This window comes from Actinosynnema sp. NPDC020468, assembly GCF_040642015.1.
GTDB lineage: Bacteria > Actinomycetota > Actinomycetes > Mycobacteriales > Pseudonocardiaceae > Actinosynnema.
The window spans coordinates 26,510-53,290 of sequence record NZ_JBFAEO010000053.1 but is presented as its reverse complement, the minus strand read 5'-3'; the positions used below and the strand labels follow the sequence as shown (position 1 = coordinate 53,290).

The following is a 26,781-nucleotide window of genomic DNA, read 5'->3' as shown; positions in this document are numbered from 1 at the left end:
CTAAAAGCATAAAAGCGTCCTCGCCGGACGGGCGGAGCCTCCGGGGAGGGGACTTGGGCGGTGCCGGATTGACGTCTTCGTCGTGCGTTGGGCAGTTGGTCGGGTTGGGTGGCTGTGTTTCCCTCCCGTATGGCCCGCCAGAGGCAACCACATTTGGCACGGGGGCGCCGGCTTGGGAAATTAATGTCGCGTCCTGAGAGGTGCGGCGCCCCCGTGCCAAATGCGGTTGGGCTTCGCCCGGGCCATACGGGAGGGAAACACAGCACTAGGGGTTTGCGCTGCGCGCCTGGCTTGGCCGGTGGGGTGGCGGCGGGTGTGCGGGGGGGGGAAAGCGGGTTAGAACTTCTGGGACAGGGCCTCCGCTATTGCCGGCAGGTTTGTCAGTCTTGGGGCGATCGATTCTCCTGCGGCTGGTTCGCTGAGGACGTAGATGGTCCAGCCTGCCTTCGTCGGCCTTGATTCCGACTGGCCGCCCAGTACCTGTCGGCCCGGTGGGACCAGGACCGCCGAGATCGTTCCGTACGTGCCGTTGTCGTGCACCGCGTACGACGCGCCCCTGGCGCCCGGTGGGCAGACGGCCGCGGCCGGGCCGGGGAGGGTGGTGACGACCGGGAGCTCGTCGGCGAGGGCGGCGGCGAGCTCCCGGTCCACCTCGGCGCACGCGCGCGAGGCACCGCCGACCTTGGGGTCGGCGCTCCCCGTGGACTCGTCCCCCTGCGTAGACGGGTCTTCGGGGATGCTGTTGGGCGGTTGGCCGCCCGTTTTGTCCGGAGTCGCCGGGAATTGGGGTTCCTGTGCGATCTTCGGGGACATCTCGGACTGGCTGAGATTAGGGGACGAAGCCTCCATCGCGGAACCTGCTGTGCCGGATTCGCGGGATGTCGTGTTGACGATGACCGTTCCTCCCAGCAGAAGGACCACCGCCAGTGCACCCCCCGAGACCCACGCGGTACGACGGCGGGCGGTCGCCCTGGCCGACGCCGTGCGGATTCCGCCCACGTCGAAGGACGCCGGAGGGGCGTCGCCCGCCGCGTCGCGGAACAGCTCCGCGAGCTCCTTCTCGTCCACCTACCTCCACCCCACCTTCACGACGCCGGCCTCAGGTCGTCCATCGCGTCACCCAGGGCTTCGCGCAACGCCTCCAGGCCGCGGGACGTCTGGCTCTTCACGGTCCCCTCCGAGCAGCCCAGCACCTCGGCCGCGGCCGCGACGTCCAAGCCCTCCAGGAACCTCAGCACGAGGACCGCCCGCTGCCGCGGCGGCACCCGCTTCAACCCGGCCACCAGGGCCGTGCGCGTGGCGACCGACTCGGCGATCTCGCCGTCGCCGGAAGGCGTGTCCGGGACCTCGTCCACGAAACGCTCCCTCCGCCACGGCCGTCGCGACTCGTCGATCACCGCGCGCACCACCGACCGGCGCACGTACGCGTCCAGGGCGCCTTTGTCCCGGATCTTGCGCCACCTGCGGTGCAGCGCGACGAACGCGGTCTGCGCGAGGTCGTCCGCCCGGTGCCAGTCACCACACAGCAGGTACGCGGTCCGGCGCACGGCTTCGCGTCGAGCCACGAAGTACGCCGCGAACTCCTGCTCGTCGTGCTGGTCCACGCGGACTCTCTCCGCTCGTTCGTTCTGTCGACTACGGGACGGACGCGACGGGCACTCCGGTTGCACGCGCGTCGGGGGAGACCTCGGTCACCACATGGTGGTACCGCGAAGCCTGTTCGGTCAGCGGCCGTCGGATGTGATGTGATCCATTCGTGACCCTGCTCGCACCGATCGACTTCCGCTCGGACACCGTCACCCAACCGGACGAGGCGATGCGGCTCGCCATGTCGGCGGCCGAGGTCGCCGACGACGTCCTCGACCACGACCCCACCATGCGCAGGCTCGAGGAACGCGCCGCCGAACTGCTGGGCGTCGACGCGGCGCTGTGGGTGCCGTCCGGCTCGATGGGCAACCTGATCGCGCTGACCGCGCACCTGGGTCGCGGCGACCGCTTCCTCGCGCCGCGCAACGCCCACGTGCTGGACTTCGAACTCGGCACCGCCGCCTGGCTCGCCGGCGGCATGCCGCACGCGCTGGAGTGGGTGGAGGGGCCGGGGAGACCGTCCGCGCAGGACGTGCGGGCCGCGGCGGGCGCACAGGGTCCCTACTACGCGCTGCGCACCACGCTGTTGTGCCTGGAGAACACCCACAACGGCGCCGGCGGCACGGTCACGCCGCCCGACGAGCACGCGCTGCTGGTGTCCGCCGCCCGCGAGACGGGCCTGCGGGTGCACCTGGACGGCGCGCGGCTGTGGAACGCGGCCGTCGCCCTCGGCGTGCCCCCCGCGGCGCTCACGGTCGGCGTGGACACCGTCCAGGTGTGCCTGAGCAAGGGTCTCGGCGCGCCGGTCGGGTCGATCGTGGCCGGCACCGCGAACTTCGTGCAGGAGGCCCGACGGATCCGCAAGATGCTGGGCGGCGGCGTGCGGCAGGGCGGTGTGCTGGCGGCGGCCGGGCTGATCGGGCTCGACCGGATCGAGGACCTGGCGCAGGACCACGCCAACGCCCGCACGCTCGCCAAGGGCCTGATCGACCTCGGCTGGCAGGTGGTCGAGCCGGAGACCAACATCGTGCTGGCCGGCGTGCCCGATCTGGACGTGACGATCAACGGATTGCGTCACCTGGGCGTGTTCACCGGACCGATGGCCGGCAAGGTGAGGTTCGTGACGCACCGCGATGTGGATGCCGACGACGTTAGTGAGGCGCTGCGCCGGATCGAGTCGGTGAGCAGCTGATGCGCTGGATCGTCTTCGACTACGGCGAGGTGATCAGCGGTCCGCAGCGGCGGCTGCCCGAGCTGGCGGGCCTCGCGGGCGTGCCGGCGGAGGAGTTCGCGACGGCCTACTGGGCCGCGCGCGACGCCTACGACCGCGGTGGCTCGGACCTGGAGTTCTGGCGCGCCGTCGTGCCCGGCGTGGCCGAGGAGCTGGCCGCCGAGCTGACCGAGGTGGACATCGGCGGGTGGCTGACGTTCGACCCGGCGACGCTGGAGCTGATCGCCGAGCTCGACGCGGCCGGGGTGCCGCTGGCGCTGCTGTCGAACGCGCCGTCCTCGTTCGGCAGGCGGGTCGAGGGCCTGCCGTGGGCCCGGCACTTCCGGCACCTGGTGTTCTCCGGCGACCTCAAAACGGCCAAACCGGACCCCGAGATCTGGACCGCCCTCGTCACCCGACTGGGCGCACAACCGGGTGACTGCGTGTTCCTGGACGACAGACCGGTGAACGTCGAGGGTGCGACGCGGGCGGGCCTGATCGGCGTGCGCTGGGACGGCTCGGTGCACGCGCGGGAGGAACTCGTGCGGCTGGCCGTGCTCAGCGGTTCCGCAACTCCGCCCGCAGTTCCGCCAGCTCGGCCCTGACCAGGCGCAACTCGGCGAGGGTCGCCTGCTCGGCCTCGGCCACCGAGCCCTCGACCCCGCTGAGCCGCTCCACCAGCCAGGACGCGATCGTGCCGGTGATGACACCCAGCAGCGCGATGCCGCCGATCATCAGCAGCGCGGCGACGAGCCGACCCTCCCACGTCACGGGGTACCGGTCGCCGTAACCGACAGTGGAGATCGTGGTGAGCGTCCACCACGCGGCGTCACCGAAAGTGGTGATCGTGGCACCCGGGTGGTGGCGCTCCGCGTCCAGCACGGCGAGCGACGCGGACAACCCCACCAGGGCCGTCACGCCCGCCACGTACACCCCGACGCGCTGCCGGACCTTGCCCGCGAACCGCCGGTTGAGCACCTTGAGCACGGTGATGAGCCGCAGCACGCGCAACTGCCGCACCACCGGCAGCAGCACGGCCAGCAGGTCGAACAGGTGACCGACGAAGAACCGCCACTTGTCCTGCGCCAACGTGAAGCGGACCGCGTAGTCCGCCGCGAACACCAGCCAGACGATCCACAGCACGACCTCGAGCACCGTGTCCACGCCCGAGGTGCGGTGGTCGTCGAGCACCTGCCACGCGTAGGACACGAGGAAGACCACGGCGAGCGCCGTCAACGGCCACTCGACGCGTTGCTCCCAACGGGCGAGCCGGCGTTCATCGGTCTGGAACACCGCACCATGGTGACCGGCGCAACCCGCGTTGACCAGTGCCGATCGACCCGGCCGCGGTCAGCGGCCCTTGGTGATGCCCTTCTGCCCCTTGCCGCCCTTGATCGCGCCGTAGGCCACCGTGCCCAGGAACAGCACGCCGCCCAGCACCGCCAGCCAGAACAAACCCTTGATCAGCGCGCCCGCGACGGTGATCACGATCCACGCCGCGAGCAACCACAGGATGATGCGCATCATGACCCTTGAACGCACGCGCTGATCAGCGGGTTCCCAACCAGCCGCGCAACCTTTCCAGCGCCTCCGCGATGTCGTCGTGCGCGCCGGCGAACGACAGCCGGACGAACCGGTGCCCGTCGACCGGGTCGAAGTCGATCCCGGGCACGATCGCCAGGCCCGTGTCGTCCAGGAGCCCCCGGCAGAACGCGGCCGAGTCGTCGGTCAGGTGCGAGACGTCGGCGTAGGCGTAGAACGCGCCGTCGGCGGGCGCCACCCGGTCCACGCCCAGGTCGGCCAGGCCCGCGAGCAGCGTGTCCCGGTTGCGCCGGTAGCCCTCGACCAGCCTGTCGGTGTAGGCGTAGGACTCCGGCTCGAACGCGGCCACCGCGGCGTACTGGGCCAGCGCGGGCGGGCACAGGGTGAAGTTGCCGGTCAGCCGGTCGACCGCGCGCACCAGGTCGCGGGGCAGCAGCGTCCAGCCGAGCCGCCACCCGGTCATCGCGAACGCCTTGGAGAAGGAGTTGACCACGACGGCGTCGCGCGAGGTCTCCCACGCGCTCGCGAGCGGCGTGCCGTAGCCGATGCCGTGGTAGATCTCGTCGCTGACCAGCCTGGTGCCCGTCGACGAGCACCACTCGGTGATCGCCTTCAGCTCGGCCGGGTCGAGGACCGTCCCGGTGGGGTTGGCCGGGCTCGCCACGACCAGCCCGTCCAGCGGACCCGCCTCGGCGAGCACCTCCACCGTCGGCTGGAACCGGGTGTCCGGTCCGCACGGCAGTTCCACGACCTCGCACCCCAGCGCGCGCAGGATGTTGCGGTACGCGGGGTAGCCCGGCCTGGCCAGCGCGACCCGGTCGCCGGCGTCGAACGCGGCCAGGAAGGTCAGCAGGAACGCGCCGGACGAGCCGGTCGTGACGACCACCTCGTCGGGGTCGACGGCCAGCCCGTACTGCCGCTCGTAGTGCCCGGCCAGCGCCTCGCGCAGCGGGAGGACGCCCAACTGCTCGGTGTAGCCCAGCGCCTGCTCGCGCAACGCCCGTTCGGCGGCCCGCAGCACCGGCTCCGGCGCGGGGCTCGACGGCTGGCCCGCCGCGAGCGAGACGACCTCGCCGTGCGTCCGCTGCCTCCGGGCGGCTGCGGACAGCACCTCCATGACGTGGAAAGGGGGCACGTCGGCACGTGCCGCGACACCGGACATGCCGACAGGCTAGCCGCCGCCCGGTGGACGGCGGCCGGCCCCTTCGGCCTAGTAGCCCTGGTAACCGCCGCCGGACGCCATCGACGCGAGGCCCGGGTGGCCCTCGAAGCCGCCGTAGCGGGAGAACGTGTACCGGACGCCGGCGATGATGTTGTCCACCGGGTTCCAGATGTCGTCGTGGCCGGGCAGCTTGTAGGAGTTGAACGTGGGGTCGATGCACTGCATGAGGCCCTTGGAGGGGGTGCCCGCCGCCGCGTTCGAGTCCCAGTCGTTGATGGCGTGCGGGTTGCCGCCCGACTCCTTCTCGATGATCGTCCAGATCTCGTTGATGTTGGCCTCGGTGACCGGGATGCCGTTGGCCTGGAGGATCTTGATGGCCTCGCGGATCCACTCCTGCACGTTGCCGGGAGGCGGGCCGCTGCTCGGCGGCGGACCGGACGAGCCGAAGCCGCCGAAGCCCCCACCGCCGCCACCGCCGCCGGTGGCTCCACCGCCACCACCACCGCCGCCGCTCGAGCCGCCACCGCCGGTGGAGCCCGAACCCGAGGCGGCCGGGGTGTCCGCGGCCGGGGTCTGGGCGGGCGCGTCGGCGGACGACGTCCGGGTGTCGGCCTCGGGGGTGGGCGTCCAGTCGATCGGGTCGCCGGGCTGCGGCACGAACGCCTGCACGCCCGGGTCCGGCAGCGAGCTGAACGCGGGCGTCAGGTGCCGGCCCTTGATCGCCGACAGCGCCGTGCTCAGGGCCTGCTCGGCCTCGTCCACGACCGGTTTCGCGTCACCGGCGGCCTCCGCGCACAAGCCGCTGATCGCGTTGTCGACATCGGCCTGAGGAACGTTCTGGTTCTGCTGCCGCAACTGCCGGACGCGACCCAACAACGTCTCGCAGATCCGGTCGACCGACGATTTCGCCGACTCCAGCGCGGCGGCCGCGGAATCGAGGTCCTCGGCCGCACCGGTCAACACCTCGGCGAGTGACGTCCCGCCCTTGGTGAATTGCGCCATGTAGGTGACGAATCCGTCGGACGAGTCGCCTTCCCACGCGCCGTCGAGCGTGTTCACGGTCTGCTTCACCTGGTTGCCGGAGTCGGCGACCTTCTCCGCCGCCTCGCGCCAGCGGGTGGCCACGTCGCGCACCGACTGCGGCCGGGCGGTCTCGACCTTGTCCGCCAGCGCGGCCAGCGCCGCACCACCCGGCAGGCCCGCGACCTCGTCCTTCGCGCTCATCTCACACCGCCCGGAACGAGCCGGCCGCGGCCGTCTCGGTGTCGACGACCGCGCCCTGGATCTTGTCCAGCGCCCGGTCGACCTTGCCCAGCAGCGACTCGGCGGCCGCGCACTCCGCGCCCGCCGTCGAGTCCAGCGCCGACACCGCCGACGCGAGTCCGGCCGACGACGCGAGCTTGCCGAACGCGTTCGCGTCCACGTGCGCGTCGGACAGGCCGTCGCCAATCGACCCGAATTGTCCGGCTTGCGCACTCGCCGTGCTCCGACATTGCTCCAACGCCTCGGAGTTGAACTTCGCCACCGGCATTTCCCTCTCCCCCTTACGTCCGATCAGACTGTAGGCGACCGACGCCGCCCTGATCGATCAGTTCGGCAACTCTTCCCCGCAACTCCACCGGTTCGGCCGGACCGTGGAAATCGACCACGTCCGGCGCGCGCCGCCGTCGACCCGACGCGTCGACCACCGCCGCGCCGAACTGGCCGCGCAGATCGGGCGCGCCGACCGTGCCGTCGTCCGCGACCGGGAGCACGCCGACCAGCGCCGAGGCGAGGTCGTCGTGGTCGAGCCCGGTGACCGCGAGCGTGCCGCCCGCCAGGACCGCCAGCACCGCGCCGTTCCCGGCGGAGGCGGCCAGCGCGCGAACCGCTCCGCTGCCGATGCCCAGCCGCAGGTCACCCGAGCGCGGCGGGTTGGCGATGAGCTTCAGCGCCGAACCGAGCCACGGGTCCACCTCGTCGCCGCGCGCCAGGCCGCACGCGGTCAGGTCGGCCCACGCGGCGTCGTCGTCCACGTGCAGCACGATCGGCATCGCGCCGAGGTCCAGGTGGTCCCAGGCCGCGCGGAACGCGGCGGCGCTGAGGGTCGCGTTGGTCACCAGACGTCGCTCCCGGATGACGGCGGGCGCTGCTCCGGCCCCCCGGCCCGCAAGGCGTTCTGACGTTCGATCCGGGTCGCGGGTTCCGTCAGGCTTCGTGCAGCAGTTCCCAGACGAAGCCGGCGAGCCGCGCGTTGTCGATCGGGGTGATGGTGCTCCAGGCCCGGCCGTCCGAGCTGGGGCGGACCTGGTGCAGGTAGCGGCCGGACGGGGTGTCGTGCCAGGCGACCACGCGGGGCGCGCGACTGGGTGGTCCACCCTGCTGCGCACGTTCGGCCCCGAACTGGCCGCGGGTGCCCATGCCGTCGCACATGCCCGCGAGTTCCTGGGCGTCGTGCAGCGGGACGCCGCGGCGTTCCAGGGCCAGCACGAGCTTCTCCGCGTCCCGACCCGCGTCGTCGGCGGCGGCGCGCAGCACGTCGTTGGGCAGGCTGATCGACCGGCCGTACCCGGCGGGCATCTCGCCGGTCACCGACACCGCCGCCTCGGCCAGCGCGCTCGCCCGCGACTCGATCAGCCACACCTCGTCGCCGTCGACCACCGCGAGCACCGCGTCCTCGGCGGCGGCCGCGGCGAGACCGCGGATCTTGCGGCGGTCGAACCAGATCCAGACGTCGATCGACACCTGCGGGTTGGCGAGCAGGGCGAACGCGTCGGCCAACTCCGAGGCGACCCGCCCGTTGCGCGCCAACCCGCGTTGGCCGAGCGTGTCCCAGGCGTGCTCGACGTAGCGGGCGCGCTCCGTGTGCGTGACACCGGGGCTGGGCACGTCGAGCACGACGTTGCGGCGCGGGTGCCGTTCAGCCTCCCACGCGACGTCGAACTCGAGCGTGGTGAGGACGACGGTGCCGGGGGCGGTCACCGCTTGTCTGGGTCGTCGCCGATGACGGACTGGACGACCATGCGCTCGTCGCCGAAGACGTCGTCGGAGTCGACGCCGTACTTGCGGATGTGCTCGCCGTCCTCCTCGTCCTCGCCCTTGGCGACCGCGGCCGGCTGGAGCATCGAGCCGGTGCCGACCTTGCCGGACCGGGTGCCCGCGGCGGCGGCCGCGCCGCGTCCGGCGAGGCGTTCCTCCTCCAGCGCGCCGACCGCGCCGCCCTTGGTGAGCGCGGTGCCGGGCGTGGAAGCCTTGGCGCCCTTGCCCTCCGGGGTGCCGCTGCCGGGTGCGCCGTGCGGGCCCTGGCCCTGCGCTTGACCACCGCGCACGACCCGTCCGCCGCGTGCCGTCGCCGCCGCCGCGCCCAGTCCGACGCCGGCCGCCACGCCGAGCCCGATGCCCAGGCCCAGGTTGGAGCCGGGCACCTTGGCGAGGGCCGGTCCGGTGGGCAGCGCGCCGACCGTGCCGGGCAGGCCGGGGAGCTGGCCCGTGGAGCCGCCGGGGATGTTGGGGACGGTGCCGGGAAGCTGACCGGGCAGCTGGCCCGGGAGTGGGCCGGGCACGCCGCCGGGGAGCTTGCCGGGCAACTGCACGCTGCCACCGCCGGGCAGCTGGGCCGTGCCGCCGGGCGTTGACCCGACGCCGGAGGTGCCGGCGGGCACGCCGCCGACGTGGCCGGTGGGGCTCTGCACGGATCCGACGGTGGCGGTGGCGGAGGACACCGTGGTGACGTCGAAGTTCGGCGGCTGCGGAATGCCCTGGTACTGCCCGAGCGCGTCCCGGGAGGCCTCGGTGTACTGGTCGAGCCCGCGGATCGCCTGCTCGCGCGCGGCCTGCGTGGCCTTCACCTCGGCGGCGTGGTCGGTCTCGTACCCGAAGAACCCGCCGACGTCGTCGACGAGGTTGGTCTCGGAAGCACCCCGCAACACGGCGGGCTCGGGCAACCCGTTGCGCGACTGGGAGTACGAGGCGCTCTGCACCGCCGTGGCCTGGGAATTCCGCTTGGCCGCCTCGTCCGCCTCACCGGCGTAGTCGGCCTGGGCGTTGATCGTCTTCCCGGCGTTCTCCCCGGCGGCACCCTGCCACTCGATCCCGAGCTTCCCCAACTCGGTCCGCAACACGTCGTCGGTCTCGGCGAGAGACGCGGACAACTCCCGCAACGCGTGCGACGCGTCCGCGAACTTCTGTGCCGCGTCACCGGCCTTGAACTGATCGACCAACCCGGCGAGCGAGTGGTTGTCATACCCCTCGAAGCGGTGGTCGCTGATCTGCTCGTACCCGCTCATGACTTCCCCTCACGCCAAAGTCGGCAAGGTGACGAGCGCGAGCTCCGCCGCCTTCTTAGCGTTCTGGCACATCTGGTCCTGCGAAGGCTTCTTCCCGATGGGGCGGAAATCCACGTACAACTGCTCGCCGTCGGCCACGTCGATCGCGACCGCGCACGCGTCCTGCACACCTGCCAGCGCGATGGTGAGCGCGCTGTAGCCGTTGATCAGGGTCGGGGTGGCGGTGTAGTTGCCGTTTCCGGTCCAGTAGTCGATACCCACACTCGTGATCAACCCGACGCCGTAAGCGGTGGTTTGGGCACCCGCCGACGCGTAGTCGCAGAGCGGAGTCTTTCCCGTGTCCACGACGGTGCCGTCGTTGCGCTCCGCGGTCACGACGGACAACTGCGCCATCTGGGCCGACGTCAACACCTTGCAGGGGTCGACGTTGTCGAGTTTGAGTTCCTTCGGGCGCGGTACCGAGGAGGCGACGGGCGGGGTCCGGGACGTCCCGGACGTCCCGGTCGTCGGAGTCGCACTCTGCCCGAGCGTGGCGGGACCGCTGCCTGATCCGCCTACAGTGCAGGCCGTGGTCAGGAAACCGATCACCACGAGCGCGATCAGGCCGCGCCGTCCGGCATTACGCACCCTTGGCTCCCAGCGCGGCCGTGACCTCTTCCTCGGTGAATCCGTAACCCGCCGCCGCTTCGCGCAATTGGTCCACCAGGTTCTGGAGGCTCGCGATGTACTGCTCGACCCGACCGGCGTACGTGTCGTCACCGCCGACGAGACGGGAGTTCCACGCCGCCGCGACTTCCTGGTTCACGACATCCGCGCCGGCAGGCAGATTGACGACCAGCGCACGCCCCGAGGCGCGGAGCTTTTTGGACAGCGCCGCCCCCTGGTCCTGGATGATCTTCCCCGCCTGGAGGACCGTCGACTTGGTCACCTTGAACTTCTGGGACGACGAGCCCAGGCCTTCCATCGTCTGGCCCAGGGCCTTTTCGGCGGCGAAGACGGTGCCTACGGCTCTGCCCACTGCTCCGCCTGCCGCGGCCACGGCGCCTAGTAGGGCGTTTTCCTCTGCCACGACGTCCTACCCCCGTACGGTCGGTGACGGATCGGTCCCGGTTCGCAGGCTACCAACGAGCGGGTGTGGCTCGTTTGTGGTTGGACGAAGACAAGGGGTCCCCGGTTCCCCGGTTACGGGGTGATGGCGCCGTTCGCGGCTTTCAGGGCGATGTCCGTGCGGTGGTGGGAGCCCGTCAGGTGGATGGCCGCGATCTTCCGGTACGCGTCGTCGCGGGCCAGTGCCAGGGATTCGCCGGTGCCCACCACGGACAGCACGCGGCCGCCGGTGGAGACGATGGCGCCGTCCTCGCGGCGGCGGGTGCCGGCGTGCAGGACGCCCTCGGCTTCCGAGCCGCCGATCACGTCACCCGTTCGGGGGCGGTTCGGGTAGCCCTCGGCGGCCACCACGACGGTCACCGCGTAGTCCGGGGACCAGTCCAGCGGCGGAAGGGCGGCCAGGGTGCCGGTGGACGCCGCCAGCAGCACGGTCGACAGCGGCGTGCGCAGGAGGGACAGGACGGACTGGGTTTCCGGGTCGCCGAAGCGGCAGTTGAACTCGATGACCTGGGGGCCGGACGACGAGGTCAGGGCCAGGCCCGCGTAGAGCAGGCCGGTGAACGGGGTGCCGCGGCGGGCCAGTTCGTCCACCACCGGCTGCACGCACGTCGTCACGATCGTGTCCACCAGATCGGGGGACGCCCAGGGCAGCGGGGCGTAGGCGCCCATGCCGCCGGTGTTCGGGCCGGTGTCGCCGTCGCCGACGCGCTTGAAGTCCTGCGCCGGCAGCAGCGGCACCACCGAGGAGCCGTCGACCAGGCAGAACAGCGACACCTCCGGCCCGTCCAGGAACGACTCCAGCAGCACCGGGTGGCCGTTGTCCAGCAACGTCATCGCGTGCGCCCGCGCCACCGCGCGGTCCGCCGTCACGACCACGCCCTTGCCCGCGGCCAAGCCGTCGTCCTTCACCACCCAGGTGGGCCCGAAGTGGTTCAGCGCCGCGTCCAGCCGGGCCGGGTTGTCCACGACCTCGGACGACGCCGTCGGCACGCCCGCGGCCGCCATCACGTCCTTCGCGAACGCCTTGGAGCCCTCGATGCGGGCCGCGGCGGCGGACGGGCCGAAGCACGCGATGCCCGCCGCGCGGACGGCGTCGGCCGCGCCCGCGACCAGCGGTGTCTCCGGTCCGATCACGACCAGGTCGGCGGCCCAGTCCACGGCCAGCGCGACGACGGCCGCGGCGTCGGCCACGTCCACACCGCGGATCTCGGCCGCGCCCGCGATACCGGCGTTGCCGGGCGCGCAGGCGAGCGCCACGACGGACGGGTCCTTCGACAACGCGAGGACGAGGGCATGTTCACGGGCTCCAGACCCGATGACCAGGACGCGCACGACTGTTGAGCCTAGATGACGCAGCGCGCTATCCGCCGAGTGCGTCCGACGACCCGGCCGCGAGCGGCACCGGACCGGTCTGCGCCGCGCGCTCCCGGACGATGTCCCGCGCGGCCGGGTGCACCTTCTCCAGGTCGCCCTTCCGGTCGAACAGCAGCTTCGTGACGGCGCACGCGTCACCCGCCGGGAAGTCGGAGCGGACCAGCAGCAGGTTCGGCACCACGACCGTCGGCACGTCCGCCGGCTGACCGTAGGCGGAGGCCGGGATGACGCCCCGGTCGTACACCGGGTTCACCTTCCGCAGCGCCTCCAGCTGCGGTGTCACGTCGAGGAACTTCACGTCGCCCTTGAGCGCCGTGGTGATGTCGGTGATCTGCGCGGTCGGGAGCCCGCCGGACCACACCAGCCCGTCGAGGCTCCCGTCCTTCATCCCGTCCGCCGTCTTCGCCAGGTCCAGCCGCTGCGCCCGGACCTCGCCGAACGGCACCCCGGCCGCCTCGACCAGCCGCTGCGCGATCACCTCGGTGCCGGACTTCGGCGACCCGGTGGAGATCCGCCTGCCCCGGAAGTCGGCCGGCGACGAGATCCCGCTGGACGCCCGCACCAGCACCTGCGTGTAGTTCGGGTACAACCGGGTCAGCGCCCGGATCTGCTGCTTCTGGCCCTCGAACGCGCCCTTGCCGTCGACGGCGTCGGCCGCCGTGTCGGCGAGCGAGAACGCCACGTCGTAGGTGCCGGCGGTCAGCTGCTGGACGTTCTGCACCGACGCGCCGGTCTCCGCGGCGGTGGCCTTGAGCGCGGTGTGGTCGCTGATCAGCTTCGCCAGCGCGCCGCCGACGACGTAGTACACGCCGCCGGAGTTGCCGGTCGCGATGGTGATCCGCCGGTCCGACGCCTCGCACGAGCCGCCGCCCGCCGACGACGTGGTCCGCTTGCCGCCGCAGCCCGCCGCGACCAGTCCGGCCGCCAGCAGCACCGCGACGAACGCTCTGCTACGCATGGTTCCCCTTCCCGAGCACCAGGTGGACGGCCACCGCGACGAGCAGGAATCCCACCCCGACGGCGACGGTGACCGGTTGCAGGTAGAGCAGGAGCGCGGCGGCGGGCACGCACAGCGCGCGTTCGGGCCACCGCGCCGGCCCGAACAGCCACCCGCCGGTCACCACGGCCAGCGCGGCGACGCCCAGCGCGGACGCCGCGAACGCCCAGAGGACGTCCACAAAGGACGCGCGCAGCAACAGGGCCGCGCCGTGGTCGGTCAGCACGAACGCGAGCGGCACGAGGAACGCGGGCAGCGTGTACTTCCAGGTGCGCCACATGGTCTTCATCACGTCGCCGCCGGTGATCGCGGCCGCCGCCACGGCCGCCAATGCGGTCGGCGGCGTCACCTCGGACAGCACCGCGTAGTAGAAGACGAACATCGCGGTCTCCTCGCGCGCCACGCCCAGGCCCACCAGCGCGGGCCCGACGACCACCCAGGAGATGACGAACGACGCGGTCACCGGCACGGCCAGCCCGAGCACGCTCACCGCGACGGCCGCCAGCACCGCCGTGACCAGCAGCACCGCGGCCGGTCGCGAGGACAGCGCCGAGGCGAGGTCGACCAGCGCGGCCGCGAGTTCCTGCCCCAGGCCGGTCTTGGTGACGGTGGACGTGATCACGCCCGCCGCCGCGCACACCGCGACAACCGGCAGCGCCGCCCGCACGCCCAGCGACAGCGAGTCGAGCACCGACCGCGCCCACGCCCGCGGATCCCGTTGCGCCGCAAGGGCGAACAGCGCGGCGACGCCGGTCGCGTAGACCACCGCCGAGTAGACCGGGATGTCCAGCACGAGGAACACGACGATCACGCCGAGCGACAGGAAGTGGTACCCGCCGCGCCTGAGCAGCGGCCACGGTCGCGGCACGTCGACGTCGACCGGCTTCGCGCCGAACCGCCGCGCGTCGCTCTCCACGGCCAGCGCGATGCCCAGGTAGTACAGCAGCGTCGGCAGCACGGCCCACACCAGCACCTGGAGGTACGAGGTCTCCAGGTACTCGGCGATGATGAACGCCGCCGCGCCCAGCGTGGGCGGCGACAGGATCGCGCCGATGCCGGACGCGGCGAGCAGACCGCCCGCGTTCTCCCTGGGGTAACCGGCTTCGCGCAGCATCGGCCAGGTGACCGCGCCCAGCGACACGGTCGTCGCGGTGCCGGAGCCGGACACGGTGCCGAGCAGGAAACCGGCCGCGGCGGCGGTGCGACCGGGCGCGGTGCGCGAGCGGCGGAACGCGGAGAAGCTGATGTCCACGAAGAAGGCGCCCGCGCCGGACGCGTTGAGCACCGCGCCGTAGACGGTGAACAGCACGATGTAGGTCGCCGCGACGTCCAGCGGTGTGCCGTAGAAACCCGTGGCGTCGTTGAAGAAGCCGTTGACGATCTGCGCGAAGTCCACGCCCGCGTGGGAGATCGACCACGACGCCGGCAGGTACCCGCCGTAGTAGGCGAACGCGACGAACACGGCGCACACCGCGGGCAGCACCCACCCGGTGGTCCGGCGGGCCGCCTCCAGCACCAGGAGCAGCAGCACGGTGCCCGCGACCACGTCCGCCGGCGTCAACTGACCCTGCCGGTCCAGGAACGCGTCGAACCCGCCGAACAGGGGGTAGGCCGCGGCCGCGAAGGCCAGGAGCGCCAAGGCCCAGTCGAGCGGACCCGGGTCGTCCGGCGCGCCGCGGCCCGACCGGTAGCAGAGGAACACCAGCGGCAGCGTCACCGCCAGGAAGACGACCAGGTAGTACTGGCCGCCCTTGGCGAACGGCCAGAACACCTGCTTGAGCACGAGCAGCGCGACGGCGAGGCCCGCCGCCCACACGACCCGCTCCCAGCGCGGCGACAGCGCGCGGGACGGCTTCTCCTCGTCGAACTCGACGGCAAGCGCTTCGGTGGTCGACACGGCGCACCCTTCGTGTCGCGCTGAGTAGTCGACCCGAAGCTACTTGTGCCGGCGGTCACACCACAGCCCCACCGTCCAAAGGGACGGTAAAGCCTCAGACGATGCGGCTGTCCTCGTAGCACCAGCGCCAGTCCTCGCCCGGCTCGAAGGACCGGATGACCGCGTGGTGGGACGCGTGGAAGTGCGCCGTCGCGTGCCGGCGCGGGCTCGAGTCGCAGCACGCCACGTGGCCGCAGGTCAGGCAGATCCGCAGGTGGGCCCAGTTGTGCTCGCCCGCGGCCAGGCAGTCGGCGCACCCCTCGGGGTTGTCCGGGGTGACCGACGCGGGCAGTTCGGCGGTGTGAGGACAGGTCATGCGACACATCCTGACGCAAGATTGACGCGTGCACGGACCGGAGCTCCTCCTGCTGCTCGTCGGCGCCCTGCTCGTCACCTCGGTGGCGCGCAAGCTGGGCTGGTCGGCGCCCCTCGTCCTGGTCGGCGTCGGCCTCGCCGTGTCGTTCGTACCCGGGCTGCCCGAGTTCGCCCTCGAACCCGAACTGGTGCTGGTCCTGGTGCTGCCACCGCTGCTGTACTCGGCGGCGCTGGACAGCTCGTTCCTCAACTTCAAGGCCAACCTGCGGCCGATCGGCCTGCTCGCGGTCGGGCTGGTGCTGGTCACGACGGTGGGTGTGGGCGTGGTCGCGCACCTGGTGCTGCCGGGCCTGTCGCTGCCCGCCGCGCTGGTGCTGGGCGCGGTCGTGGCGCCGCCGGACGCGGTGGCCGCGGTCGCGATCGGCCGCCGGCTCAACCTGCCGCGCCGCACCATGACGTTGCTGACCGGCGAGAGCCTGATCAACGACGCGACCGCGCTGACCGCGTACAAGGTCGCGGTGGTCGCGGCGCTCGGCGCGGCGGGCTCGTGGATCGACGGCACCCGCACGTTCGTGGTGGCGGCGGGCGGCGGCGTGCTGGTCGGGCTCGTGGTGGGCGTCGGCGTCGGCGCGATCCGGCAGCGGCTGGGCGACGGGGTGCTCGAGTCGTCGCTCGGCCTGCTGGTGCCGTTCGGCGCGTACCTGTTCGCCGAGGAGTTCGGCGCGTCCGGCGTGCTGGCCGTGGTGGTGGCGGGCCTGTGGATCGGGCACAACGCGCCGCGCAGCTCGTACTACACCCGCTTGCAGGACACCGCGGTGTGGCGGTCGGTCGACGTGCTGCTGGAGTCGTTCGTGTTCGCGCTGATCGGCCTCCAGTTCCGCAGCGTCGTGGAGGCGGTCTCGATCACGCCCGCGCTCCTCGGCGCCGCGGCGGCCGTGCTGGCCGCGACCATCCTGGTGCGGTTCCTGTGGATGTACCCGGCCGCCTACCTGCCCCGGTTCCTCTCGAAGCGGATCCGGGAGCGGGAACGGGCGCCGGGGTGGCGCGCGGTCACCGTGATCGCGTGGGCGGGCATGCGCGGCGTGGTGTCGCTGGCGGCGGCCTCGGCGCTGCCGCTGGAGATGCCCGGTCGCGACGTGATCCTGTTCTGCACCTTCGTGGTCACCGTCGGCACGCTGCTCGTGCAGGGCCTGACGCTGCCGTGGGTGATCCGCCGGCTCGGCCACTTCGGCACCGAGGAGCAGCAGGACGCGCTGGCCGAGGCGCAGGTGCAGCACGCGGCCGCGCAGGCGGCGGTGAACCGGCTGGACGAGCTGGTGTCGGACGGCGACGCGACGCCCGGCCACGTGGTGGACCGGTTGCGGATCATGGCCGAGCACCGGGGCAACGCGGCGTGGGAGCGGTTGGGCCGGCAGCAGGACGAGTCGCCGGCCGCGGCGTACCGGCGGTTGCGCCGGACGATGCTGGACGCCGAGCGCCAGGTGTTCATCCAGGCCCGCGACGACAAGCAGATCGACGACGAGGTGCTGTTCCGGGTGCTGCGGGAACTCGACCTGGAGGAGGCGGCCATATCCCGGGAGTGACGTGTTCACCTCGACTTCAGGCCCCGGTGGCCCCGATTTACCGCCGGGCCACCAGGCTCCGTCCGGTTGACGAGCGGAGGAGGTCGGCGATGGTGCGGACGAGGATCGTCGGGGTGGCGCTGGCGGCGCTGGCCGTGGCGGGGGTTGCGGTGCTGCCGTCGGCGTCGGCGACCGGCGGCGCGGAGAAGTCGCGCGGGCCGCTGGTGATCGGCCACCGGGGCGCGTCGGCGTACCGGCCCGAGCACACGCTGGCGTCCTACGAGCTGGCGGCGCGGCTGGGCGCGGACTACGTGGAGCCGGACCTGGTGTCCACGAAGGACGGCAAGTTGGTCGCCCGGCACGAGAACGAGATCGGCGGCACCACGGACGTGGCGGCGCACCAGGAGTTCGCCGCGCGCAAGACCACCAAGACCGTGGACGGCGTCGCGATCACCGGCTGGTTCACCGAGGACTTCACGTTGGCCGAGCTGAAGACGTTGCGCGCCAAGGAGCGCATCCCGGAGATCCGGCCGCGCAACACGCTCTACGACGGCCGGTTCGAGATCCCGACCTTCCAGGAGGTCGTGGACCTGACCAGGTCGCTGAGCCGCGAGCTCGGCCGGCCGATCGGGGTGTACCCGGAGACCAAGCACCCCACGTACTTCCAGGACATCGGCCTCGCGCTGGAGCCGAAGCTGCTGGACGTACTGAACCGCAACGGGCTCAACCGGCCGGGCGCGAAGGTGTTCGTGCAGAGCTTCGAGGTCGCGAACCTCAAGTCCCTCAAGGGGAAGCTGCGGGTGCCGGTGATGCAGCTGATCAACGGCTCCGGCGCGCCGTACGACTTCGTGAAGGCGGGCGACAAGCGGACCTACACCGACCTGCTGACCCCGGCCGGGCTCAAGGAGATCGCGACCTACGCCCAGGGCGTCGGCCCGACGAAGGACCGGATCATCCCGCGCGACGCGCAGGGCTTCCTGCTCCAGCCGACCACGCTGGTGAAGGACGCGCACGCCAAGGGTCTGGTCGTGCACGCGTGGACGTTCCGCAACGAGAACGCGTTCCTGCCCGCCGACTACCGCTCGTCGACGGACCCGGCGGCGTACGGCCGGGCGTTCGAGGAGTACGCGAAGTTCCTGGCCACCGGGCTGGACGGGCTGTTCGCCGACAACCCGGACACCGCGATCGAGGCGCTCAAGGCCGCGAGGGGCTGACCGCGGACGGCCCGCCGCCCACCCGGTGGCGGGCCGTACCGGGGTTCAGAGCAGGCCGCGGGAGGCCAGGATCGGCCGGACGCCCTCGCCGAACCAGTAGGCCTCCTCGAGGTGCGGGTAGCCGGAGAGCACGAACTCCTCCACGCCCGCCGAGTGGTACTCCTCGACCAGGTCCGCGACCTCGGCGTGGCTGCCGACCAGGGCGGTGCCCGCACCGCCGCGCACCAGGCCGATGCCCGCCCACAGTCCGGGGTGGATCTCCAGGCCGCGCACGCCGCGGGACAGGTCGCCGCCGTGCAGCGCGACCATCCGCTGCTGCCCCACCGACCCGCTGGCCCGCAGCTGCTCCTGCGACTTCGCGACCTGCTCGGGGTCGACGGCGGACAGCAGCTTCTCCGCCACCGCCCACGCCTCCGCGGAGGTGTCCCGGCTGATCGTGTGCAGCCGCACGCCGAACCGGATCGGCCTGCCACCGGCGAGCGAGCGCACCTTGGCGATCTTGTCCGCCACGTCGGCGGGCGGCTCGCCCCAGGTCAGGTACACGTCGGCGTGCCGGGCCGCGACGGGGAGGGCGGCGTCGGACGAGCCGCCGAAGTAGATCTCCGGCGTCGGCGAGGGCGCGCGCCGCAGGGTCGCGCCGGTCACCCGGTAGTGCTCGCCGGTGAAGTCGACCGGGTCGCCCGCCCAGACCGAGCGCACGACCTGGAGGAACTCGTCGGTGCGCGCGTACCGCTGGTCGTGGTCGAGCCAGTCGCCGTAGCGGTTCATCTCGACGTCGTCGCCGCCGGTCACCACGTTGACCAGCAGCCGGCCGCGCGAGATCCGCTGGTAGGTCGCGGCCATCTGGGCGGCGAGCGTCGGCGACAGCACGCCCGGCCGGAACGCGACCAGGAACTTCAGCGTCGACGTGCGGGCGATCAGCGCGGCGGTGGTCAGCCAGGCGTCCTCGCACCACGTGCCGGTCGGCGTCAGCACGCCCGCGAAGCCGTTGCGCTCGGCGGCCTGGGCGACCTGCGCCAGGTAGTCGATGTCGGGCTCGCGCGGGGTGTCCGCGCCCCGCTCCTTGCTGGCGTGGAATCGCTCGACGATCGTCCGCCCGTCGCCCGAGGTCGGCAGGAACCAGTGCAGCACCACGCTCATGGGTTCCGAGTCTTGGCCGACCCGCGGTGCGCGTCAACGGGCGGACACGTGCTCCCGGATCGTGGAAGTGCCTCCGTGACCGATGGTGTCGGCCACGGAGGCACCGGTGGGAGCCGTCAGGCCAGCATGTCGTGGCGCACGATCGTCTGGTCGCGGCCCGGGCCGACGCCGATCGCCGAGATGCGGGCACCGGAGATGGACTCCAGGTGCTCCACGTAGGCGCGCGCGTTCGCGGGCAGCTCGGCGAACTCGCGGCAGTGGCTGATGTCCTCGAACCAGCCGGGCAGCTCCTCGTACACCGGGACGGCGTGGTGCACGTCGGTCTGCGTCATCGGCATCTCGTCCACCCGCTCACCGTCCACTGTGTACCCGACGCAGACGGGCACCTTCTCCAGGCCGGACAGCACGTCCAGCTTGGTGAGGAAGTAGTCGGTGATGCCGTTGACCCGGGACGCGTAGCGCGCGATCACCGCGTCGAACCAGCCGGTGCGGCGCGAGCGACCCGTGGTGACGCCGAACTCGCCGCCGGTCTTGCGCAGGTGCTCGCCCATCTCGTCGTTCAGCTCGGTCGGGAACGGACCGGAGCCCACACGCGTGGTGTACGCCTTCAGGATGCCGATCACCGTGGTGATCCGGGTCGGCCCGATGCCCGAACCCGCGCTCGCGCCGCCCGACGTCGGGTTCGAGGAGGTGACGAACGGGTAGGTGCCGTGGTCCACGTCGAGCAGCGTGCCCTGGGAACCCTCCAGCAGCACCGTCTCGCCGCGCTCCAGCGCCTGGTTGAGCAGCAGCCGGGTGTCCCGGATCCGCGAGGAGAACTTGACGCCGTGCTCCAACACGCTGTCCACGACCTGGTCGGGGTCGAGCGCCTTGCGGTTGTAGACCTTGACCAGCACCTGGTTCTTGAAGTCCAGCGCGGCTTCCACCTTCTGCCGCAGGATCTTCTCGTCCAGCAGGTCCTGCGCGCGGACGCCGACGCGGGCGATCTTGTCCTGGTAGCACGGCCCGATGCCGCGACCCGTGGTGCCGATCTTGGCCTTGCCCAGGTACCGCTCGGTGACCTTGTCGATGGCCACGTGGTAAGGCATGATCAAGTGCGCGTCGGCCGAGATCAGCAGGCGGCTGGTGTCCACGCCCTGCTCGTCCAGCCCGGCCAGCTCCTCCAGCAGCACGCCCGGGTCGACCACGACGCCGTTGCCGATCACGCTCGTGACACCGGGTGTGAGGATGCCGGACGGGATGAGGTGCAGGGCGAACTTCTGGCCGTCGGGCAGCACGACCGTGTGGCCCGCGTTGTTGCCGCCCTGGTAGCGCACCACCCACTGGACGCGCTCGCCGAGCAAGTCGGTGGCCTTGCCCTTGCCCTCATCGCCCCACTGGGCACCGATCAGCACGACGGCCGGCATGTGAAACTCCAAGGGTCGGTTCGGACAAGAGCGAATGCCGGTAGTTGAGGGTAGACCAGGAGATGACGGTGCGCGGAATCGTGTTGGCCTGCGGAAACACGCAGTCGCCTTTGATCACGGACGGTGATCGCCTCGAGGTGCGGGAAGTGCCCTCGCGACCCGGAAAAGCGCACGTGGACCCGGTGTTGGCGGAATCGGGTGACGCACGTCTCGTCGTGCTGGGCACGGACGCGGACCTGAACGCCGTGGTGCTCCGGCTGCTGCGCACCGAGCGGCTGGCCGACGTGGCCGTGGGCTACGTGCCGGTGGAGCCCGACTCGGCGGTGGCGGACCTGTGGGGGCTGCCGACCGATCGCGGTCGCGCGCTCGACCTCGCGCTGTCCGGCGAACCCGATCGGGTGCCACTCGTCCGGGACGACGTGGGCGGCGTGCTCGTCGGGCTCGGCCGGCTCGGACCGGTGCGCGGCGTCGGGTACGCGGACGACACGGTCGTGCTGCGCGGTCAGGCGAGCCGGATCGAGGTCGTGCCGGACCGGGAGCTCGGCCTCGTCGTGCGGGTGGTGAACAAGAGGTTGTTGGGCAGCAAGGTGAAGACGACCGCGGGCCGGGCGTTCCAGCTCGGCTGCCTGCCGGTCGAGGTGCGGTCCGACGGCGTGGCGCACCCGCGTCCGATGGGCAAGTGGACGTGGTACCGCCACACGGAGGATTTGCGGTTGGTGCGCGGGCTGGGGTAACTGACCGTTTATCGATCCGCCATTGGCGTGTCACTCGAAGGCGTTGTGAAGGCAGGAGAATTTCGACCAAGGTGGGTTCTGACAGCTTCCAACCAGGAAGGTCAGAATCATGTCAATCCCTCACAAGAGGTTCTGGACCACCTCCCTGCTCCTGGCCGGCGCGCTGACCCTCGGACTCGTCGCACCCGCCTCCGCGACCCCGCCGAACATCCCGTCCGCGGCCACCGCCCGCTCGGAGCTCTCCGCGCTGACCGTGGCCGCGCCGGGTTCGACCACCGGCTACAGCCGCGACAAGTTCCCGCACTGGATCACCGTGTCCGGCAGCTGCGACACCCGCGAGACGGTGCTCAAGCGGGACGGGGTGAACGTGGTCACCAACTCGAGCTGCGCCGCGACCTCCGGCAGCTGGTACAGCCCGTACGACGGCGCGACCTGGACCCAGGCGTCCGATGTGGACATCGACCACGTCGTGCCGCTGGCCGAGGCGTGGCGCTCCGGCGCGGCCTCGTGGACCACCGCGCAGCGCCAGTCCTTCGCCAACGACCTGGGCAACCCGCAGCTGATCGCGGTGACCGACAACGTGAACCAGTCCAAGGGCGACAAGGACCCGGCGGCCTGGAAGCCGCCGCTGACCGCGTACTGGTGCACCTACGCGCGGATGTGGACGCACTCCAAGTACCGCTGGAACCTCACCGTCGACACGGCCGAGAAGACCGCGTTGGGCGACATGCTCGACCGCTGCTGACCCGGACGTCCCGGGTAGGGTCGGGCCATGATCTCGTCCCCCTTCACGGCCGGGCCGGGCGGCGTCATGACCGACGAGGTCGGCGTGGTCACCGGCGACCTGGAGTTGCGCACCTCGCTCACCGACGGCGTGGTGCGCGCCCAGGTGCGCTACGAGGGCGCGGACGAGTGGTACGCGATCACCGGCGGCGCCTGCCGCGTCGTGGACGCCCGCGACCACCCGGCCGTGCACGCCGTGCTGCTGGGCGTGCTGCACCGGCCGCTGGGCTGACCGCCGGCCCCGCGCACCAGGTCCCGGTCGCGTGCCCGGAAGAGGCCGGCTGGAGGCCGAGCGCCCGCCGGTTGCCGCCCCCGTGAGGGCGCGGCGGAAGGTCAAGACCGGTTGCCGCCCCCGCGCGTGAGGGGCGGCAACGCGGCCGCCGCGTCGGACCGGGTCATCCCGGTCGCCTGGAGCAGGTCCACCGCCACCGAGCGGATCTGGGCCAGCACCACCTTCGTGGACAGGCCCTCGCCGCCGAGCAGCCGCGTGGTCGTCGCCTTCGCCGCGTCGCTCACGGCGGTGCGGGCGGCGGTCGGCTCCACGCCGCGCGCCAGTTCCACCCGCAGCACGTCCACCGCGTCCGCGTAGCGCCGCAGCACGTCCGGCAGCACCTCGGGCACCTCCTCGCCGTCCCGCAGCGCGGCGAGCGCCCTGCGGGCCAGCACGCGGGTGTTGCGCAGCGCGTAGTCGACCGGCGCGGCGGCGGCCGCGTACCGGGAGAGGTCGTCGCGCGACCGCCACCGGATCGGGGCGATGGTCGCGATCTCGCCGCCCGCCTGGAGCGCGGCGCGGAACTCGTCCATCGCGTCCTGGCTCGACCGCAGCCGGGTCAGCACGCCCGCCGCCTTCGTCGTGTCGCCGGTTTCCACCGCGTCCGCCACACCGCGCAGCGCCGCGGTCAACTCGCCGAACACGACCTTGCCCTGCCGGTGCGCCACCCGCATCGGGTCGGCCGGCAGCAACGCCGTGACGGCGAGCCCGACCAGCCCGCCGACCAGCGCGTCCACCATCCGGTCGAGCCCGCCGCCGGCGCTGGGCGGCAGCAGCGTCGCCACCAGCACCGCCGACGAGCCCGACTGCAACGCGATCACCGCGCCGCCGTCCAGCAGCACCGCGGTGGACATGGCCAGTGCCACGACCAGCGCGATCTGCCACGGCCCTGAGCCGATCAACGAGATCAGCACGTCGCCGACGCCGACGCCGACCGAGACGCCGACGACCAGTTCGGCGGCCCGCCGCGGCCGCTGCCCGAGCGACACGCCCAGGCAGACGACCGCCGCGATCGGGGCGAAGAACGGGTGCTCGTGGCCGACGACCCGGGTGGCCACCAGCCACGACAACCCGGCGGCGACCGCCGTGTGCAGGATCGGCAGCGCGGTCGACCGCCACCGGCGGACCCGCCTGCCCACCTCGCGCCGCACCGCGGCCGGGCGCAACCGCCGTGCCCCGGAGCGGAGCACGCGCGCCGGCCCCCGGTCGTCCGGTGCGGTCACCCGGTCAGCTCAGGCCGAGCGCGGAGGGCGCGGCCGGGTCGCTGTCGGCCAGGAACGCCCGGCAGCGGTCGTACTCCTCGGACTCGCCGATCTCGTCGGCGGCACGGGCCAGCGCCGCGAGGGCGCGCAGGAAGCCCTGGTTGGGGCGGTGCGACCACGGGACCGGGCCGTGGCCCTTCCAGCCGGCGCGGCGCAACTGGTCCAGCCCGCGGTGGTAGCCGGTCCGGGCGTACGCGTAGGCCGCGACGGGATCACCGGTCTGCAACGCGCGTTCGGCCAGCAGCGCCCACGCCTCGCTGAAGTCGGGGTACGCGCGGACGATCTTGGCCGGATCGGTGCCCGCCTCGGCGGCGGACTGCGCTTCCGGCCGTTCGGGGAGCAGGGTGGGTCCGGGACCGAGCAGGTTCTCCATGACCTCAGGATAGGAACAGGCGCGCCACCGCAGCGACCAGTGCCAGCACGAGCAGACCCGCGAGCAGACCCGCGACGACCCTCTTGCCCATCGGACTCCTCTCAGTGAACTCTCGGTGCCACACCGTTCCAAGCTGGGGCCGAACAGATCAACCCGGTTAACCCGACGAGCCTAGTGGCACGGCGAATGTGCTGGTCAACACGACCCCCTAGGGGACATTCAGGGAAATCCCAGGGCGAGTCACCCTTCTCGTTCGACCGGCCGGGACGCATCATGGGCGGGTGAAAACGGGGGTAGTCGATCGCATCGCGCGTTTCCGCGACCGGTACTGGGAACGCGGCGAGCCCGGCAGGGAGACCCCGCCGGCGCTCGCGGCGGGCCTGTACCGGCTGTGGCTCGTGGGCCTGGCGCTCAAGCTCCTCGGCTCGTCCTGGGACGTGGCGTGGCACTTCAAGTGGCTGCGCGACGAATTGGCGCCCCCGCACATGATCAACACCGTGGGCACGGTGCTGGTGGTGGGGTTGACGATCTTCCACACCTTCACCGGGTACGGCGTCGACAAGCTCTCGTTGCGGCTGATGCAGTACGGCACCGGCGTGTTCCTGGTCGCACTGCCGATCGACCTGATCAACCACCGGATCAACGGCCTCGACATCACGTCGTGGAGCGGGTCGCACGCCCTGCTGTACCTGGGCACCGCGATCATGCTCGCGGGCGCGATCCGCGGGTGGCTGAAGTACCACCCGATGGACCGGTGGCGGGTGCCCGGCCTGGTCGCGCTGTGGTTCTTCTTCTTCGAGAACGCGTGGTTCCCGAACCAGCACCAGGAGTACGGGGTGCTGGAGATCGCGTCGTGGGACCGCGGCGACCCGTACGCGGAGCCGAGCCTGCTCCGGTTCGCGGCCGACCAGATCGGCCGGCCGGTCGACCGGGCGTCCATCGTGCAGTTCTCGCTGCCGATCGCGGACTGGGTGTACCCGGTGTGGGGCCTGGTGGCCGCCGCGCTGGTGCTGGTGCTCGCCAGGCGCACGATCGGCACCCCGTGGGCCGCGACCGCCGTGGCGGCGGGCTACGTGGCGTACCGCTGCCTGATCTGGCCGCTGCTCGCGGGCATCGACTTCCCGATCTCGGCGGTGCCGGTGTTCCTGGTCCTCATCGGACTGGCCGTGGACGCCGCCCACCTCGGCCGGCTGCCCGCGCCGCTGTCCGCCGTCCTGGGCGCCGCCGCGGTGACCGGCCTCGGCTACGCCGGCATCTGGGCCCAGCAACAACTCGACGCGGCGCCGCCCGTCAACTACACCTCGGCCGCCGCCACGTTCCTGCTCCTGGCCGCGTTCTGGACCGCCCTCGTGCTCACCAGGCGACGACGACCCGCACCCGCCGCCCTCTAGCCCGCACACCGAAAAGCCCCGGGACTCCGCTGGAGTCCCGGGGCTTCGTCGTGGTTCGGCGCCTAGCCGGCGATCATGCGACCGGAGGAGCGGAGGTGCTCGCAGGCCTGGGCGATGCGGGTCGCCATGCCCTGCTCGGCCGCCTTCAGGTAGGAGCGCGGGTCGTAGACCTTCTTGTTGCCGACCTCGCCGTCCACCTTGAGCACGCCGTCGTAGTTGGTGAAGAAGTGGCCCACGATCGGCCGGGTGAACGCGTACTGCGTGTCGGTGTCGATGTTCATCTTCACCACGCCGTAGTCCAGCGCCTCGTGGATCTCCTCCAGCAGCGAGCCGGAGCCGCCGTGGAACACCAGGTCGAACGGCTTCGAGCCGGCGGGCAGACCCAGCTTCTCGGCCACCACGTCCTGGCCCTGCTTGAGGATCTCCGGGCGCAGCTTCACGTTGCCCGGCTTGTACACGCCGTGCACGTTGCCGAACGTCGCCGCCACCAGGTAGCGGCCCTTCTCGCCGGTGCCGAGCGCCTCGACGGTCTTGAGGTAGTCCTCGGGCGAGGTGTAGAGCTTCTCGTTGATCTCGTGCGCGACGCCGTCCTCCTCGCCGCCGACCACGCCCACCTCGATCTCGAGGATGATGCGGGCCTTGGCGGAGAGCTCGAGCAGCTCGGCCGCGATCACCAGGTTCTCGTCGAGCGGCACCGCGGAGCCGTCCCACATGTGGGACTGGAACAGCGGGTTCAGGCCGCGGTCGACGCGCTCCTGCGAGATCCCGATCAGCGGCCGGACGTAGCCCTCGAGCTTGTCCTTGGGGCAGTGGTCCGTGTGCAGCGCGATGTTCACCGGGTACTTCTCGGCGACCACGTGCGCGAACTCGGCCAGCGCGACCGCGCCGGTCACCATGTCCTTCACCTTGGTGCCCGAGGCGAACTCGGCACCGCCGGTGGAGACCTGGATGATCCCGTCGCTCTCGGCCTCCGCGAAACCGCGCAGTGCCGCGTTGAGCGTCTCGGACGAGGTGACGTTGATGGCGGGGTAGGCGAACGAGTTCGCCTTCGCCCGATCAAGCATCTCGGCGTAGACCTCGGGGGTTGCGATGGGCATCGGTAGGTCCTCCTCAGGTGCCCGGAACGCGGTACGGCTGCATCCTACGGGCA

At 71.9% G+C, this 26,781-nt stretch carries 29 protein-coding genes; 8 read left to right on the top strand and 21 right to left on the bottom strand.

The genetic code is table 11. The features are described from left to right. Positions 1 to 336: 336 nt before the first annotated feature. The gene (locus tag AB0G50_RS29920) at positions 337 to 1,068 is read right to left on the bottom strand and encodes a hypothetical protein (protein WP_360115108.1); all 732 of its coding nucleotides are present in this window, start codon (positions 1,066 to 1,068) and stop codon (positions 337 to 339) included. Positions 1,069 to 1,085: 17 nt separating this feature from the next. Beyond that, positions 1,086 to 1,604, bottom strand: coding sequence for a SigE family RNA polymerase sigma factor (locus AB0G50_RS29915; RefSeq protein ID WP_360115105.1), 519 nt, complete (start codon positions 1,602 to 1,604; stop codon positions 1,086 to 1,088). Positions 1,605 to 1,756: 152 nt separating this feature from the next. Between AB0G50_RS29915 and AB0G50_RS29910 the strand changes: the two genes are divergently transcribed. Both AB0G50_RS29910 and AB0G50_RS29905 read left to right on the top strand, forming a co-directional pair. Beyond that, on the top strand, positions 1,757 to 2,779 hold the full coding sequence (locus AB0G50_RS29910; protein ID WP_360115102.1) for a GntG family PLP-dependent aldolase: 1,023 nt from the start codon (positions 1,757 to 1,759) through the stop codon (positions 2,777 to 2,779). After that, entirely contained in the window at positions 2,779 to 3,402 is a 624-nt protein-coding gene (locus AB0G50_RS29905) for an HAD family phosphatase (RefSeq protein ID WP_360115099.1), read from the top strand. Before AB0G50_RS29910 ends, AB0G50_RS29905 begins: the two co-directional genes overlap by 1 nt. Here AB0G50_RS29905 and AB0G50_RS29900 read toward each other — a convergent pair. From AB0G50_RS29900 to AB0G50_RS29835, 14 genes are all read right to left on the bottom strand, one after another. After that, positions 3,356 to 4,090 carry an ion channel gene (locus AB0G50_RS29900; RefSeq protein ID WP_360115096.1) on the bottom strand — a complete coding sequence of 245 codons (735 nt, stop codon included), beginning with the start codon at positions 4,088 to 4,090 and terminating at the stop codon, positions 3,356 to 3,358. The two genes, AB0G50_RS29905 and AB0G50_RS29900, sit on opposite strands and share 47 nt — an antisense overlap. 57 nt (positions 4,091 to 4,147) lie before the next feature. Beyond that, positions 4,148 to 4,324, bottom strand: coding sequence for a hypothetical protein (locus AB0G50_RS29895; protein ID WP_360115093.1), 177 nt, complete (start codon positions 4,322 to 4,324; stop codon positions 4,148 to 4,150). 22 nt (positions 4,325 to 4,346) lie between these two features. Continuing rightward, positions 4,347 to 5,501, bottom strand: coding sequence for a pyridoxal phosphate-dependent aminotransferase (locus AB0G50_RS29890; protein WP_360115091.1), 1,155 nt, complete (start codon positions 5,499 to 5,501; stop codon positions 4,347 to 4,349). Between the two features lie 48 nt (positions 5,502 to 5,549). Further along, entirely contained in the window at positions 5,550 to 6,725 is a 1,176-nt protein-coding gene (locus AB0G50_RS29885; RefSeq protein ID WP_360115088.1) for a WXG100 family type VII secretion target, read from the bottom strand. Between the two features lies 1 nt (position 6,726). Then, positions 6,727 to 7,032 (bottom strand): hypothetical protein, encoded by a 306-nt coding sequence (locus AB0G50_RS29880; protein WP_360115085.1) that lies wholly within the window; start codon positions 7,030 to 7,032, stop codon positions 6,727 to 6,729. Between the two features lie 13 nt (positions 7,033 to 7,045). Beyond that, on the bottom strand, positions 7,046 to 7,600 hold the full coding sequence (locus AB0G50_RS29875) for an ESX secretion-associated protein EspG (RefSeq protein WP_360115082.1): 555 nt from the start codon (positions 7,598 to 7,600) through the stop codon (positions 7,046 to 7,048). An 88-nt stretch (positions 7,601 to 7,688) separates the two neighbouring features. Continuing rightward, the gene (locus AB0G50_RS29870; protein ID WP_360115079.1) at positions 7,689 to 8,462 is read right to left on the bottom strand and encodes an ESX secretion-associated protein EspG; all 774 of its coding nucleotides are present in this window, start codon (positions 8,460 to 8,462) and stop codon (positions 7,689 to 7,691) included. Continuing rightward, complete coding sequence (locus AB0G50_RS29865; protein ID WP_360115076.1) at positions 8,459 to 9,766, bottom strand: hypothetical protein; 1,308 nt, start codon at positions 9,764 to 9,766, stop codon at positions 8,459 to 8,461. Before AB0G50_RS29865 ends, AB0G50_RS29870 begins: the two co-directional genes overlap by 4 nt. A gap of 9 nt (positions 9,767 to 9,775) precedes the next feature. Beyond that, on the bottom strand, positions 9,776 to 10,393 hold the full coding sequence (locus AB0G50_RS29860; protein WP_360115073.1) for a DUF3558 domain-containing protein: 618 nt from the start codon (positions 10,391 to 10,393) through the stop codon (positions 9,776 to 9,778). Beyond that, on the bottom strand, positions 10,386 to 10,835 hold the full coding sequence (locus tag AB0G50_RS29855) for a hypothetical protein (RefSeq protein WP_360115070.1): 450 nt from the start codon (positions 10,833 to 10,835) through the stop codon (positions 10,386 to 10,388). The genes AB0G50_RS29860 and AB0G50_RS29855 overlap by 8 nt, the downstream gene beginning before the upstream one ends. Before the next feature lie 113 nt (positions 10,836 to 10,948). Continuing rightward, positions 10,949 to 12,205 carry a phosphoribosylamine--glycine ligase gene (purD, locus tag AB0G50_RS29850; protein ID WP_360115067.1) on the bottom strand — a complete coding sequence of 419 codons (1,257 nt, stop codon included), beginning with the start codon at positions 12,203 to 12,205 and terminating at the stop codon, positions 10,949 to 10,951. Positions 12,206 to 12,233: 28 nt separating this feature from the next. Beyond that, a complete protein-coding gene (locus AB0G50_RS29845; protein ID WP_360115064.1) occupies positions 12,234 to 13,205 on the bottom strand; it encodes a TAXI family TRAP transporter solute-binding subunit in 972 nt (323 codons plus the stop codon). After that, positions 13,198 to 15,141 carry a TRAP transporter fused permease subunit gene (locus AB0G50_RS29840; protein WP_360115061.1) on the bottom strand — a complete coding sequence of 648 codons (1,944 nt, stop codon included), beginning with the start codon at positions 15,139 to 15,141 and terminating at the stop codon, positions 13,198 to 13,200. Before AB0G50_RS29840 ends, AB0G50_RS29845 begins: the two co-directional genes overlap by 8 nt. A 94-nt stretch (positions 15,142 to 15,235) precedes the next feature. Continuing rightward, positions 15,236 to 15,496, bottom strand: coding sequence for a UBP-type zinc finger domain-containing protein (locus AB0G50_RS29835; RefSeq protein ID WP_360115058.1), 261 nt, complete (start codon positions 15,494 to 15,496; stop codon positions 15,236 to 15,238). Positions 15,497 to 15,524: 28 nt separating this feature from the next. Between AB0G50_RS29835 and AB0G50_RS29830 the strand changes: the two genes are divergently transcribed. Continuing rightward, the gene (locus AB0G50_RS29830; RefSeq protein ID WP_360115055.1) at positions 15,525 to 17,078 is read left to right on the top strand and encodes a Na+/H+ antiporter; all 1,554 of its coding nucleotides are present in this window, start codon (positions 15,525 to 15,527) and stop codon (positions 17,076 to 17,078) included. A gap of 89 nt (positions 17,079 to 17,167) precedes the next feature. Further along, the gene (locus AB0G50_RS29825) at positions 17,168 to 18,271 is read left to right on the top strand and encodes a glycerophosphodiester phosphodiesterase (RefSeq protein ID WP_360115053.1); all 1,104 of its coding nucleotides are present in this window, start codon (positions 17,168 to 17,170) and stop codon (positions 18,269 to 18,271) included. A gap of 45 nt (positions 18,272 to 18,316) precedes the next feature. Here AB0G50_RS29825 and AB0G50_RS29820 read toward each other — a convergent pair whose 3' ends face one another. Beyond that, complete coding sequence (locus AB0G50_RS29820) at positions 18,317 to 19,411, bottom strand: LLM class flavin-dependent oxidoreductase (protein WP_360115050.1); 1,095 nt, start codon at positions 19,409 to 19,411, stop codon at positions 18,317 to 18,319. A gap of 116 nt (positions 19,412 to 19,527) precedes the next feature. Beyond that, positions 19,528 to 20,817, bottom strand: coding sequence for an adenylosuccinate synthase (locus AB0G50_RS29815; protein WP_360115047.1), 1,290 nt, complete (start codon positions 20,815 to 20,817; stop codon positions 19,528 to 19,530). Between the two features lie 68 nt (positions 20,818 to 20,885). Between AB0G50_RS29815 and AB0G50_RS29810 the strand changes: the two genes are divergently transcribed. The 3 genes from AB0G50_RS29810 (at position 20,886) to AB0G50_RS29800 (ending at position 22,566) form a co-directional block, all read left to right on the top strand. Continuing rightward, complete coding sequence (locus tag AB0G50_RS29810) at positions 20,886 to 21,551, top strand: hypothetical protein (protein WP_360115044.1); 666 nt, start codon at positions 20,886 to 20,888, stop codon at positions 21,549 to 21,551. A 109-nt stretch (positions 21,552 to 21,660) separates the two neighbouring features. Beyond that, complete coding sequence (locus AB0G50_RS29805) at positions 21,661 to 22,296, top strand: HNH endonuclease family protein (protein ID WP_360115041.1); 636 nt, start codon at positions 21,661 to 21,663, stop codon at positions 22,294 to 22,296. Between the two features lie 27 nt (positions 22,297 to 22,323). After that, positions 22,324 to 22,566: a hypothetical protein gene (locus tag AB0G50_RS29800; protein ID WP_360115038.1), complete on the top strand. Its 243-nt coding sequence runs from the start codon at positions 22,324 to 22,326 to the stop codon at positions 22,564 to 22,566. A 101-nt stretch (positions 22,567 to 22,667) separates the two neighbouring features. Here the strand turns inward: AB0G50_RS29800 and AB0G50_RS29795 are convergent, their stop codons facing one another. Both AB0G50_RS29795 and AB0G50_RS29790 read right to left on the bottom strand, forming a co-directional pair. Continuing rightward, positions 22,668 to 23,828, bottom strand: coding sequence for an FUSC family protein (locus tag AB0G50_RS29795; RefSeq protein ID WP_360115035.1), 1,161 nt, complete (start codon positions 23,826 to 23,828; stop codon positions 22,668 to 22,670). Positions 23,829 to 23,832: 4 nt separating this feature from the next. Continuing rightward, positions 23,833 to 24,240 (bottom strand): DUF3151 domain-containing protein, encoded by a 408-nt coding sequence (locus tag AB0G50_RS29790; RefSeq protein ID WP_360115032.1) that lies wholly within the window; start codon positions 24,238 to 24,240, stop codon positions 23,833 to 23,835. 281 nt (positions 24,241 to 24,521) lie between these two features. Here AB0G50_RS29790 and AB0G50_RS29785 point away from each other — a divergent pair, with 281 nt between their 5' ends. Continuing rightward, positions 24,522 to 25,631, top strand: a complete 1,110-nt coding sequence (locus AB0G50_RS29785; protein ID WP_360115029.1) for a hypothetical protein — start codon at positions 24,522 to 24,524, stop codon at positions 25,629 to 25,631. Between the two features lie 62 nt (positions 25,632 to 25,693). Here the strand turns inward: AB0G50_RS29785 and fbaA are convergent, their stop codons facing one another. After that, positions 25,694 to 26,728, bottom strand: a complete 1,035-nt coding sequence (gene fbaA / locus AB0G50_RS29780; RefSeq protein ID WP_360115026.1) for a class II fructose-bisphosphate aldolase — start codon at positions 26,726 to 26,728, stop codon at positions 25,694 to 25,696. Positions 26,729 to 26,781: the final 53 nt, after the last annotated feature.